The organism is Holdemanella porci (genome assembly GCF_019052655.1).
GTDB lineage: Bacteria > Bacillota_I > Bacilli_A > Erysipelotrichales > Erysipelotrichaceae > Holdemanella > Holdemanella hominis.
Genome location: NZ_JAHQVB010000013.1, coordinates 26,799 through 39,768, shown reverse-complemented (window position 1 = coordinate 39,768; position 12,970 = coordinate 26,799). Strand labels below are relative to the sequence as shown.

Annotated in this window: 15 protein-coding genes; 5 read left to right on the top strand and 10 right to left on the bottom strand. The window is 31.3% G+C overall.

Going from position 1 to position 12,970, the window contains the following annotated elements:
• The 7 genes from KTQ83_RS04145 to KTQ83_RS04115 form a co-directional block, all read right to left on the bottom strand.
• A partial coding sequence (locus KTQ83_RS04145) for an IS4 family transposase (protein ID WP_244975765.1) occupies window positions 1-1,043 on the bottom strand: 1,043 nt, incomplete at its 3' end.
• Between the two features lie 191 nt (window positions 1,044-1,234).
• Entirely contained in the window at window positions 1,235-1,972 is a 738-nt protein-coding gene (locus tag KTQ83_RS04140) for an N-acetylmuramoyl-L-alanine amidase family protein (RefSeq protein ID WP_217256082.1), read from the bottom strand.
• A gap of 27 nt (window positions 1,973-1,999) precedes the next feature.
• A complete protein-coding gene (locus KTQ83_RS04135; protein WP_217256081.1) occupies window positions 2,000-2,617 on the bottom strand; it encodes a YggS family pyridoxal phosphate-dependent enzyme in 618 nt (205 codons plus the stop codon).
• A 66-nt stretch (window positions 2,618-2,683) separates the two neighbouring features.
• On the bottom strand, window positions 2,684-3,223 hold the full coding sequence (locus KTQ83_RS04130) for a DUF2798 domain-containing protein (RefSeq protein WP_244975764.1): 540 nt from the start codon (window positions 3,221-3,223) through the stop codon (window positions 2,684-2,686).
• A 42-nt stretch (window positions 3,224-3,265) separates the two neighbouring features.
• Complete coding sequence (locus KTQ83_RS04125) at window positions 3,266-5,095, bottom strand: histidine kinase dimerization/phospho-acceptor domain-containing protein (RefSeq protein ID WP_186998568.1); 1,830 nt, start codon at window positions 5,093-5,095, stop codon at window positions 3,266-3,268.
• On the bottom strand, window positions 5,088-5,789 hold the full coding sequence (locus KTQ83_RS04120; protein ID WP_186998567.1) for a response regulator transcription factor: 702 nt from the start codon (window positions 5,787-5,789) through the stop codon (window positions 5,088-5,090). Before KTQ83_RS04120 ends, KTQ83_RS04125 begins: the two co-directional genes overlap by 8 nt.
• Window positions 5,790-5,807: 18 nt before the next feature.
• The gene (locus KTQ83_RS04115) at window positions 5,808-6,458 is read right to left on the bottom strand and encodes a PIG-L family deacetylase (protein WP_117925742.1); all 651 of its coding nucleotides are present in this window, start codon (window positions 6,456-6,458) and stop codon (window positions 5,808-5,810) included.
• A gap of 259 nt (window positions 6,459-6,717) precedes the next feature.
• On the opposite strand from KTQ83_RS04115, the gene KTQ83_RS04110 reads away from it, so the two are divergent.
• The 4 genes from KTQ83_RS04110 to KTQ83_RS04095 are packed head-to-tail and all read left to right on the top strand — an operon-like array spanning window position 6,718 to window position 10,171.
• Window positions 6,718-8,328 carry a glycosyltransferase family protein gene (locus KTQ83_RS04110; protein WP_217285025.1) on the top strand — a complete coding sequence of 537 codons (1,611 nt, stop codon included), beginning with the start codon at window positions 6,718-6,720 and terminating at the stop codon, window positions 8,326-8,328.
• Window positions 8,318-8,911, top strand: coding sequence for a YfhO family protein (locus KTQ83_RS04105; RefSeq protein WP_217256084.1), 594 nt, complete (start codon window positions 8,318-8,320; stop codon window positions 8,909-8,911). The genes KTQ83_RS04110 and KTQ83_RS04105 overlap by 11 nt, the downstream gene beginning before the upstream one ends.
• On the top strand, window positions 8,863-9,264 hold the full coding sequence (locus tag KTQ83_RS04100) for a GtrA family protein (RefSeq protein ID WP_186998564.1): 402 nt from the start codon (window positions 8,863-8,865) through the stop codon (window positions 9,262-9,264). The genes KTQ83_RS04105 and KTQ83_RS04100 overlap by 49 nt, the downstream gene beginning before the upstream one ends.
• A complete protein-coding gene (locus tag KTQ83_RS04095; protein ID WP_217256078.1) occupies window positions 9,251-10,171 on the top strand; it encodes a glycosyltransferase family 2 protein in 921 nt (306 codons plus the stop codon). The genes KTQ83_RS04100 and KTQ83_RS04095 overlap by 14 nt, the downstream gene beginning before the upstream one ends.
• Here the strand turns inward: KTQ83_RS04095 and KTQ83_RS04090 are convergent.
• Together KTQ83_RS04090 and KTQ83_RS04085 are read right to left on the bottom strand one after the other, a co-directional pair.
• Window positions 10,168-11,409, bottom strand: coding sequence for an alpha-L-fucosidase (locus tag KTQ83_RS04090; protein ID WP_244975763.1), 1,242 nt, complete (start codon window positions 11,407-11,409; stop codon window positions 10,168-10,170). The two genes, KTQ83_RS04095 and KTQ83_RS04090, sit on opposite strands and share 4 nt — an antisense overlap.
• Window positions 11,410-11,419: 10 nt before the next feature.
• Window positions 11,420-11,911: an SOS response-associated peptidase gene (locus tag KTQ83_RS04085; RefSeq protein ID WP_186998562.1), complete on the bottom strand. Its 492-nt coding sequence runs from the start codon at window positions 11,909-11,911 to the stop codon at window positions 11,420-11,422.
• 47 nt (window positions 11,912-11,958) lie between these two features.
• Here KTQ83_RS04085 and KTQ83_RS04080 point away from each other — a divergent pair, with 47 nt between their 5' ends.
• Window positions 11,959-12,129, top strand: a complete 171-nt coding sequence (locus KTQ83_RS04080) for an NAD(P)-dependent oxidoreductase (RefSeq protein WP_117925748.1) — start codon at window positions 11,959-11,961, stop codon at window positions 12,127-12,129.
• Window positions 12,130-12,559: 430 nt separating this feature from the next.
• On the opposite strand, the gene KTQ83_RS04075 is transcribed toward KTQ83_RS04080, so the two are convergent.
• A complete protein-coding gene (locus tag KTQ83_RS04075) occupies window positions 12,560-12,970 on the bottom strand; it encodes a FoF1 ATP synthase subunit delta/epsilon (RefSeq protein WP_117925749.1) in 411 nt (136 codons plus the stop codon).

The following is a 12,970-nucleotide window of genomic DNA, read 5'->3' as shown; positions in this document are numbered from 1 at the left end:
TAGATTTCCTGCTCTATAAACATTCTTTTCTTTGAATGCAATGTATTTAAATCTAAATGATATTTCAATTCACGATAGCTTGTTTCGATCTCCCAACGAAGGTGGTACAGTTCTTTGATATCTTGTATATTGAATTCGGATTCATCTAAATTTGTAATAATACTTTCGTAAGTATCATCACTTATTTTAAAACGTACAACACGACATTCAAAATCAAAATAAGGGCTTCCGTCAAAAAAATCAAATCTCTGATTCTTAGGGACAAACTTATATATTTCAGGATGGGCTTTTATTTCATTCGTTTGTTTTGTAGTCAAGGTACGACGGACATGCATATCAAATTCTGTGTTTGGAAAAGGGCCAAAACTACGCAGTACGCTTGTTCTAGAATGAATATCTTTTACTCTGATCAAATACTTATTGTTCTTCATACCTACTTTCACAAAAGAATTGATAGATTCATAGCCTCTGTCTGCAATGAAAATAGCTTTAGGACCATCATATCTATCCACTATTTCATTGAATGCGCCATTTTCATTCATCACAGCATTTCCTTGAAGAACAATATCATCATAAGTACATTCCAATAGATCGTAGCTTGTATTCAGGTGATAGGCGGAGAAAGGCTTATTCGAATTATTAGCTTTATAAAAAGTGGTTTTACTATCTTTGATAGCACTGCTGATAGGCAGAACAGAACCATCAACAGCAAGAAGTCGATAACCTTTGTGAAGCTTGATTCTCTGTGTTCGTTCATTGAACATATTGAATAATGTATGGAATGCATCAGGGCGAATCTTACTACGTGCTTGTACAAATGAAGAAGCTGTAGGTGTATCAAGTTTATATCCAAACAATTTAAACATTTCATCTTTTAAAGATCCGGACTCTAATAAAAGCACATTGAAAAGAGTGCTTCCAAAAAGATGTTTTCTTTTTCGGGTAAAATTCTTATTTGAATCGACAACAAATAGAGAAGAAGAATCATTCATAGTTTTGATGCAGAATTTCAACTGCTTTTTTAACGATTTATAATTGTTCATAAGTACCTCCAAAAACATATACCTATAAACAATTGGCCTATTATCAGAAATGATAATAGGCCACACATTTCAATCTGTATGTCAACAAAAAAATTCAAATTTTCTATAAAAAAAGGAGCACATTTTTTGTGTTCCTCTTAAAAGATGCCATTTCTTAACTTAATGACATTGGATTGATATCGGTTTTTTATTTATTTGTTTTCAGTAATATATTTGTTGAAAGCCTTCGCAATAGCCTGGGCAACCTTCTTTTGATTTGTTGAATTTTTAAGCTTTTGTATTTCCTTGGTATTCGTACTAAAACCAGCTTCAAATAATATGGCTGGAATTTTTTGCTCATCAACCACATGTAGAGGATAAAATTCAGTTGTAAGAGTACCACGGTCATGTGTCCAATCTAAACCAGATAAGTTTTTACATATATATTCTGTGATCTGTTCACTTGCTTTATCGTCTTGACGAATATAAGAAACATATCCAGAACAAGTAGGATCTTCATTTGAATTGATATGGAATGAGAAGAAATAATCGGCTTTTTCTTTTTTTGCCATCTTAACTCTCGCTTTTAAATCCTCTGTTTCATCTTCTGACCACGTTACTTTATCGCTTGTACGAGTATAGACAACTTTGATTTCTGGATTTAGTTTTTTTAGTTGTTTACCTGTTTCTAAAGCTAAAGCCAAAGTTAAATCTTTTTCGGTAGTACCATCTTCTGCAACGGTTCCCCCATCATAACCACCATGTCCAGCATCAATCATGACAGTCGCAATCGTTTCGTAATGTTTATTGACTGTTTTTGCCTTTGAGTCTGAATTAGAAGCTGAGTGATTTGATAATAAAACTACGAAAGTTCCTATAATCAAACATATACATGCCAAAACAATAAGTAGGTTTTGTGGTTTCAACTTTCTTTTCTTTGAATTTTGCATGGGATTAGTATAGCACTGTTTAAAAAATTATTCAAAAATTGCGCGTCCAATTCGAACTGTATTCGAACCATGCTTAATAGCTAATTTATAATCTTGAGACATCCCCATGGATAAAGTGTCTATATCTGGATATTGCTCTTTTAGCTCTAAATAAAGGGTATGCATCTGGTCAAATTCAGATTCTACTAATGCTTGATCTTCTGTTTTTGAAGCAACACACATAATTCCTTTAATTTGAATATGTTTAAATTCTTGCAATTGAGAAATAAAGTTTTTAGCATCCTTAAAAGGATATCCCGTTTTGTTTGGATCTTCCGAAATTTTTAGTTCTACCAATACCTTTTGAATGATGCCATGTTTATTCGCCTGTTTTTCAATTTCTTCAGCCAGTTTCAATGAATCCAAGCTTTCAATCACATCAACCTTTCCAACAATATACTTTACTTTGTTTGTCTGTAGATGCCCAATAATGTGCCAAGTATATTTTGGATCATACTTATCTATAAATTCCTGTACACGATTTTCTCCAAAAGTAGTTAGACCCATTTTTGCGACTTCATCAATTTCTTCCTTTGTACGCGTTTTAGATACAGCCACTACATTAAAATCTTGTACTTTTAGTTCTTCAATCAACTCTTTATTCATATTAAAACAGTCCTTTCAATATCAATCTAATTATAATCAAAGAAAAAAAAGAAGCAACATTTGCTTCTAATGAAATAATTTTCCAAAAATCCAACGAACGAATGGTCCACAATAACAAATTTGCCAAAAGAAAGCCATTGGAAAATTAAATAAAATAGTCATAAACCAAACTGAAATAATTTGGACACCTGGTGTTTTGAATAGAATGGTCGCAATCAAACTCATGATTGGACACATAATACAAATAATGTAGAAAGAAATCGCAAGTGTGATAAAGAAAGGACGATCCTTCGGTGTTACAACTTTAAAGGCAAAGTAATGTGCTAGTTTATCAACAAAGAAATATTCTAAAATAAAAGCAACCGGCCATATGATGATTAATTCATGAAAGGATAATAAAAAGACTTGATTAGACATTCCACCCATATTAAGTGCGATGTTGCAACAAATCATGGCATAAACCATTAAAACACATGAATAAAGTGAATACAATATTTTCGAATTTTGTTTTTGGCATATATTTTCTCCTCCTGAATAAAACTTTTTGTGTTGTTCAATCAAAGATGTTTCCAATATGTACCAAAAAGCGAACGCTAATAATACCATAATTTTTTTGATTTTGTAATAAAAAATCAGTAAGATTCACTCTTACTGATGAATAGGGAAAGTTAATATAATAGTAAATAAATCATTTGTTTCGTCTTGATAGAAAGTACCATGATGGATTTTTATCATTTTTTTAACACTCTTCAAACCAATTCCATTACTTTCGACTTTATCCAAATGATGATTGATTGAATTCGTAAAACTCATTTTTAATTGGTCTTCTTCAATCATTGTTTGAATCACTATATCTTTCCAAGGATCACAATATTTTTGAATATTCGAGAATACATTATTTAATATTCTTTGAATTATCGCAAAATTCGCATCCATAGATAGAGAAGTTTGTAGAGGTTCATATAAAATATGAAGATCCATTTCTCTTAAATACTGAATATGATCTACCAATGTATCGATGCACTTTTGAACAGGAATATTCGATAAATCCGAATTATATTCTGTTGAAAAGACAAGAGAATACTCAAACATTTTATTGGAAAGATATGTGATTTCTTCAACCTTATCTAAACATTTTTGAAGATATTGATCACGAAATTTAATATCGTCCTTTTTTAAATTCATGATTTCAAGGTATCCCTTTAATGTTGTTAGTGGAGTTCTTAAATCATGGGATAAAGAAGAAATTAATTCTTTATTCACAACACGAGCCTGTTGTTCATTGTCCATTGTTTGTAGAAAGGCAATGCGCATTTGATTCAAGTCCTGGGCTAAACGTCCAATCTCATCTTTATCACTTACTTTGATTTCATGATTCCAATCTCCAATTGCTAAAGTAAACACATCTTCCTGTAAATTTTGAATGGACTGAATTCGTTTACGGATGAAGCTTTGTAGGATGATTAAATAGAAAGAGAAAGAAATCAAAAGTGAAAGAATAATATAAGGAATTTGGAATGGAATCATAGGAAATGAAGTAATATATAAATAAACGGCTTGGTTTTTAAAATGTATTGGATAATCATAATACAACGGGGCCTCCAAGACATCCAAATCATCAAAACTATATAACAACAATAAATTATTACTGCTTAATGGAGATTTGTCCGTAAAATAGATTCCATCCTGATCATATAATTCTACATACGCATGATTGAGTGCATTTTCTTTTAATATATGATTGATGGCTTTTTTATTTTCCTTCGTTAGATCAAAATTTTGGAGTTGTTTTTCTAATTTCTTTACATAAGAAGAATAATCTTCCGATTGATAAAAAGTATCCATTAAAAACTCAAAGACAGCACTGCGATTTAAATATAGAAATGAAAAAGAAGTTAATACCAACAATGTTGCACAAAGAAAAGAGAACATCATACGACTGGATAAGGAATAGAAGACGTTTTTCTTTGAACGGAGTGGTTTAAGATTTTTTAAAAGTAAATAAAAAAGAATTGTTATAATAAGACTTAAAATACAGTTGAAAATACGATAAGAATGATAATAATTCGTGAAAGATGGATACCACTCAATACAACTCATTTTACTTGAACTCTTTATAAAAATATTATACTTTTGTGCATTTTTTAAAGGAGTACGGCCACAAAACGAAAGTATAGAATCGATGACTTTATCATCTGGTTTATTTGATTTTGTTTTATATAAAATGACTTGATAACTTCCCTTTTTTAATAATTGATTTAAATCTTTACGAATTTGAGTGTGGTTCATAAAATCCACTTGTTCTTGTTCATCTAAATAAGCCTTCGCCTCTTTTATTTTTTCTTTAGATAAAGTATCAGAATACTCATAATGAGTATTTAAATAATCGTATACGACAAATCTTTGAGAATATATTGCGAAAAAACTCAATAAAAAAACAAGAAGGGAAAGATACAGTCTCGTTATTTTTTTATTCAAAACGATACCCCTTTCCCCAAATTGTTTTTATGTATACTGGATTGGCGGGATCCTTCTCGATTTTCTTTCTAAGATTACGAATATGAACCATGATTGTATTATTTGCCGAATAATAATACGGCTCATTCCATGCTTTTTCATACAATTGTTCAGCTGAAAAAATTTGTTTAGGATTCTTCATCAACGTACTCAAAATATTAAATTCAATATCCGTTAATTCAACTTCCTTTCCATTGACCTCTGCATTTTGTTGGGCATAACGCAAAGTAAGACCATCCATACTTAAATCCTTTTCTGTATCAAGTAATCTTTCTTCTTTTTTACCCTTATAGACTTGATAACGACGAAGTAAAGCTTTAACTCTTGCCGTTAATTCACTATACGAAAAAGGCTTTGCCAAATAGTCATCGGCACCACTTGAAAAACCAAGCGTCTTATCCGAATCTAATCCTTTGGCTGTTAAAAATAAGATAGGGACATTGCTTGTTTCACGAAGCTTTAAACAAGTCTGGTAACCATTCATATTCGGCATCATAATATCAAGGACGATTAAATCGATGGAAGAATCAAACAATTGAAGGACCTCGTTTCCATCTTTGGCTTCAATCACTTCATAGCCTTCGCCAGTTAATAAAATTCTTAATATTTCACGGATTTCTGCATTGTCATCCGCCACTAAAATACGCGTCTGCATGTTCACATCCCCTTTCTTTTATTCTATTTTACCCCAATTACTATAGGGTTTCCAATTTTCATAAGGCAACATATGATGTAAATGATCTATCACTTTCGATTGCGAAGAATACCACTGAATGACATCCAATTTTCCTTTATAATCTTTCTTGGATAATTTTTTTTCATTTTTTAATTCAGCCTTGTTTTTCTTTGATGCATACTTACCAAAATATATAAGCTGATTTGTCTTATCTTCTTTTTTTAAAATCATAGTAACATACTTAGATATCTTTTTATGATGGATATGCCCATATTCACCATCTGGATTATGCGTTACAATTTTGTCCCAATCCTTAGAATCGATTTCCTTTTTGATTTCTCTTTGAATATCCTTTTTACAAGATTTCCAGTTATCACGCTTACCCTTTGTCTTATCAGGAAAAGATAAAATAATTCCTTTAGAATGTGTCTTCTCCAGTACCTTCATAAATTCTTTTTTTCTCTTTTTATTGTTTCCATTAGTAATACATAAAACCGTGTAATTTCCATTGATTAAATGAGATCCACCCCAAATTGTTTCATCATCTGGATGGGCCACAATCATTAAAGATTCATGCTCTTGGGCATGAATTACGGATGTATTTAGACAAAGCATTAAACTTAAGATGCATAATAATAACTTTTTCATTTTCATCACCAAAAAAAATTCTATCAAACATTTCTTAACACTCTACTTATGCATTTCTTAAATCTTCTTAATATATTTATGAAAGTTTAATATTTCCTTTTGTCGATACTTAAGATTTATTTTGTATAGTAAAGCCATGAAAAAGAGAGATACGTTTTACATTACAATACTATTTATATTACCCATTTTATTTGTACTCTGTGTATCCACATATTCCATGTATGGATCAAAGTTAGATTGGTTATCCCAACATATATCTTTGGCAGACTATTTTCGACAGACCCAACAATTACTTCCAGATAGTTTTGCGAATCTTCAAGGACAAACCAATGCCTTTAGTTTTTCATATTATGGACTATTAAGGCCAGACGTTTTAGTTTCTTATTTATTTCCAAATATTCCAATACATTTCTTTATTATAGGTTATGTAACACTTCTATGGTCATCTACAGGAGGACTTTGTTATTGCTGGCTAAGAAATAAAGGATACAAAGATTCGATTAGTTTCTTTTCAAGCATATGTTGCATATGCGCCAATTGCTTCTTTCAGTCCCACCAACAAATTATGTTTATAGAAATTCTTCCCTTTTTATTTCTTTCATTCATTCTAATCGATAAAAATAAAAGACAATGGATTAGTCTATGTGTAGTTATGGCACTTTTCCATAACTATTTCTATACGCCAGGCATGATATTGATTCTGCTTTTATATGATTATGATCAAAACCATATGATAAAAGATATTCTGATTTCGATTCTTATTGGTATTGGTATGGCTACAATTTTATGGCTACCAACCGGATATTTGATTTTAAACAATCATAAATCAGTTGTACAAACCAACCTATTTAATTTATTAATTCCAAACTTTACTCTAAAAGGACTTGTCTATGATAGCTATGGATGTGGGTTGACTGTGATTAGCTGGATTGCCCTATTTCAAGGCATTCAATTTAAAAAGACAAGGAAACTATCGATTCTGTTGATTTTAATGTTTGTTTTCCCGATGTTCTCTTATATATTGAATGGAACTTTATATGCACGCACAAAAATATTGGTGTTATGTTTACCACTCGTGCTTATGATCCTTTCCTATTGGTTACAAGAAAGAAAGTTGAATAAAAGTTTACTTGTTTTAGCTAGTTTATTTCTTTGCACAAAAACAACACTTCTTGGATTATTAATTTCACTTGTGTTTATTGGCTATTACTTTATGGATAAAAAAGAATGTTTAATGATGTATGCCCTTGTACCTATGATTGTTTTTACAGGATTCAACTACAATCAGTGCTTAGATTTAAAACTCTATAATTCAATGTATTCTAAGGATAAACAAAAATTGATGCAAAGAAACGATTTGAATCAACGAACAGCCGATTTAGATCAGGTGGGTTATAGTGTCAATCGTATCTATGACCCAAAAGAAATGAAGGCATCAAGTTATACGTCAACAAGCAATTCTTTATATAACACTTTCATTTATGACATTATAAAAAGTCCGATTTCCCAATCCAATCGAACAATCATAACAGATAGTGAGAATTATTTATATTTGAGTATGATGGGGATTCAAAATGTATTGAGTAAAGACTCTAATTTATATGGATATAAAGAAGTAGATAGTAAAGGAAAATATAAATTATTAAAGAATAAAAATGTATTTCCAATGGTCTATTTCACAAGTGATACGATGAGTGAATCTGAGTTTGATAAACTCTTTTATCCATATAATTTGGATACCATCTATAATCGCACGATTGTGAATGGTGAAACAAGTAATGATTATGCCTCAAAGATGAAACTTATAAAGAATTTAGATCAATCGATTGTGATTCAGAACAAAAGGAAAAAAAAAAACAATACCCATTGATTTTGATACTAAAAATAAGCTGATCTGTATTGATTTTGATGTAAAGAATTATACAGATAAAAAGATTTCGATATCCATAAATGGAATGAAGAATACATTGTCAAAAAAACATTCTGTGTATCCAAATGGGAATAAACATTTTACGTATATTCTTTCTAAAAAAGAATTGAAACAATTTGATGTTACTTTATCCAAAGGAAAATATAAGATATCCAATATTCGTGTTTATACATGTGATATGAATGTGTTTGACCGAGTTGTGACTAAAGTAAAACCATTAAAGACAACTTCTATTTTTAAGGGGAAAGTAACAACATCTAAAGATGGTTATCTTGTAACTTCATATCCTTATGAAAAGGGATATGAAATATATATTGATGGAAAAAAGCAGAATATTGAAATTGTGAATAAGGCTTTTGTGGGATGCAAAATCAAAAAAGGAAGCCATACAATTACAATTCAATTTCATGCACCATTTAAGAATGCAGGACTGGGTATAAGCGTTCTTTTCATTATAATAGGAGGATTTTGGATATGGAAAAAGTCAAAGAATTTATTAGTTATGGAATTGTGGGAGTTATGACAACTCTTGTGAATTATATTGTTTATTTTATTTGTTTAAAAATAGGAATCGATTGGCTGACAAGCAATAGTCTAGCTTGGTTGGTTGCCGTTATTTTTGCGTATTTTTCAAACCGTAAAGTTGTATTTCATTCAAGTAATGATATGAAAAAAGAGTGTATCGAGTTTTTTGGACTTCGATTTATGACATTACTTGTTGAAAATCTACTATTGGCCATTTGTATTGATGGCGTACATATTTCAAATTTATTATCTAAGATTTTAGTCAGTGTGATTACTGTTTTAGTCAATTATTTCTTATGTAAATCTCATATATTTTCTAAGAAGGAGGAAATGTTGTATGAACAAAATTAGTGTTGTCGTTCCTTGTTTTAATGAAGAAGAAGTTCTTTCCGTGTTTTACAAAAAGACAAGCGAAGTATTGAATGAAATAGATGGAATTACCTATGAATTGTTGTTTGTGGATGATGGATCAAAGGATCACACAAAAGATATATTAAGAGCTTTGAGTTTAAAGGATGAGCATTGTGAATTTGTTTCTTTTTCTAGAAATTTTGGTAAAGAAGCCGCTATGTTTGCAGGATTAAAGAAATCAAATGGCGATTATGTTGTGATCATGGATGCTGATTTGCAGCATCCTCCTGTATTATTAAAAGAAATGTATAAGGTGGTTAGTGAAGAAGGCTACGATTGTTGTGCCGGAAAAAGAGTAGACCGTACGGGTGAAGGAAAGATTCGTAACTTTTTATCGCATATCTTTTATAAAGTGATGCAGAAAATGTGTAAAATGGATATGAGCGATGGTTGTGGTGATTTTCGGATGATGTCAAGACAAATGGTGGATGCGATTCTAGAGTTAAAAGAATACAATCGCTATATGAAAGGATTATTTTCTTTTGTAGGATTTGATACAAAATGGATTGAATTCCGTAATGTACAACGAGCTGCAGGTAATTCTAAATGGAATTTTTCAAAACTATTCGCATATGCGATGGAAGGTATGTTTTCCTTTTCTACAGCGCCGATTGTATGGATTGGAAATATAGGAACCGTTATTATGATTTCATCGATTTTAATGACTTTGTTTGGATTGTTAGTACATGTCACGTCTATGTTTCATTTAGTATGTTTGATTCTGTTTTTGAGTGGGCTTCAAATGTTGTTTGTGGCCATTTTAGGTCAATATACGACAAAAGACTATATGGAAAGTAAACAAAGACCGATCTATATAATAAAAGAAACCAGCAAGAATTTAAGCTAATCTTTTAATGTGATTTCAATCACCGTGTCAATTGGATCTGGACAATGGTGTGAATTGGAATCAATATGGATAAATGTATAGTCAGGAAAACTTTCTGCGTTCCAAGGCGTTTGAATTTTGATTTGAGAATGATCAGACAATCTTCTTATGTCTTGGATTCTTTCTTTCCGAATTTTAACAGGTATATCAAAAATACTCTCATCTAGAATATGCGCATAAATTTTATTTCCCTTTTGTGTGTATCTTCCCCATTCTGGTTTTTCTAATTCACACTTTGTACAACTATAAATAGAAGCTTTATTTAGTTTCATCCATTCCCTGATTTCATTCAATACTTGGATAGATTCTTTAGGAAATTGCCCTCTAGCATCCGGCCCCACATTCAAAATCATATTTCCACCCTTGGATACACATTCAACTAGAGTACGGATGATTAGCTTAGCAGATTTATAATTCGTGTCCTTAGCGCAATATCCCCAATGTTCATTCATAGTGATGCAAGCTTCCCAAGGCACAGATAAGCCTTGAGGAGGAATCATTTGTTCAGGTGAAGTAAAATCACCGGCTGTAAAACTAGGATGTGCATCCATAATGGTTCCAGGATGTACACCATCACCTTCTAAACGATTGTCGATGATCATGTCTGGTTGGTAGGTTTTTACCATTGTAACGATTTTATGGGCATCCCATACATCTTTTGTCATGTTGTCATAAGAAAAGTCAAACCACATGATATCCAACTTTCCATAGTTTGTAAGTAATTCTTTGATTTGAGTATACATATAATTCAAATAGTTTGAAAAACAAATTGGTTTATCATATTCTGCATTGTTTCTTTCTGGATGATGTCGATCTTTAAAGTGAGGATAGTCCGAATGATGCCAATCAAGCAGGGAATAGTATAGACCGACTTTTAAGCCTTCTTCTCTAAATGCATCTAAAAATTCTCTGACATAATCATGATTTGCCTTCCAATCTGTAGTCTTTGTATCAAACATACAATATCCATCGTGGTGTTTGGCAGTCATTACGGCATATTTCATACCGGCTTTTTTGGCCAATTTAGCCCATTGGTGTGGATTAAATAGATCTGGATCAAATTCATTCGCAAAAGGAATATAATCTTCTTCTTTCATTTCTTCGTTGCTTCTGACCCATTCACCTCGTGCTGGAATGGAATAGATTCCCCAATGGATAAAAAGTCCGAATCTAGATTTTTGAAACTCTGTAATATTCATAAGATCTCCTTTAGAAAAGTGGTTCTTGTAGCTGCTTTTTTTGAAGTGCAATGCCTGGTTTGGATAAGATTTCCTTGGTTTTAGAAATATCCTTTAGCCAAGGATCTATATCTTCTTTTTCAAGTATGACTGGCATTCGAGAATGCACAGGTTTTACATATGCATTGGCATCCGTAGTAATAATGACAAGATGATTATCGACAAGAAGTCCTGCAAAATATAGAATGTGCTCGCAATAAAATTCCACTTTATTTTTACCTAAATCCCACTCGTAAAAACTTCCTGCAGGCACAATACAATGCAAAGAATCTTTAAATAAAGGCTTTTCTAAGAGAGTTTCTTGTCTAGCATTTAAGATTAAATTATTAGTTTTATACCCAAATGGCACCATTTTCTTTTGGTTTCGAGTAAGTACAAGACATTTGTCACTTGGATGAATGTCTTTTTCTTTTAAACCAAAGGCTTTGGCTACTTTAGGTGTATATCGAAAGCTTGTACACATACTAGAAGTATATCATAAGAAAGAGGTGTAAAAAATTGTGAAAACAGATAAAAAAGGGTTTATTAATTATCAATACATCTCGTGGAGAGATCATTGATACAGATGTGTTGATTGAAGGTATTGAAAATGGAATCATTGGTGGTGCAGGTATTGATTCTTTTGAAAATGAACAGGAAGTCATTCATATTGATCACAACTATAATGTCATCAAAAACTGAGACTTATTGATATTAAAAGCCTATTTTAATATCATTGTAACGCCGTATGCAGACTTTTATACGGATTAAGTATCTTATGATATGGTGCATTGTTCATTGGAAAGTCTAAAGAATTTAGTCAATAATCAAGAATGTAGATATCAATTAAACTAAGGGCAAGAGAAATCTTGTTTTTTTGACAGTTGATTATAATATTTGTTTTAAATAAAGTATAAATTGAAAATAAAATGTTGTATGTAAAAAGAGATTTTAAGCTATAAATCTCTTCAGTTGATTGAATTTTTAGTTTATATATTTCTGTAATTCATGGATGAGGTCAGAAAAAATGTATGATTTTACTAAATTAAGACCAGAAAAAATATAAAAGATCTTTATATAAAGGAAAAAAGCCTATATCTTCATGAAAGGTATAGGCTTTTTTATGTGTTTATTAATTAATGTGTTTATCTTTAAATTGTAAACGAGCTAAGGCTCTTGCCATACTGGCTTGTGACATATAATATTCACGAATGGATTGCTTTTGACGCATTCTTTCTTTAGCACGTTCTAAAGATTCTTTGGCTCTTCTTGCGTCTAGTTCTTCTTGTGTTTCACATGTATCGACTAAAACTTCAGCTTGGTTGTTTGAAAAGATCATGGATCCTAATCCACTAACAACTTCAATCTCAGAATTATCTTCTTTTCGGATTTTTAAAAGCCCAGGCGTAATCGCGTAGATTGCCTTGGCATGATGTGCAAGAAATTGTTTACTTCCATTGGGTGTGTGTATCGTTAATACTTGTGCTTTACCATTATAAAACACGTGATCACTGGCCATGATTTTTAGATCAAAAAGTTCCAT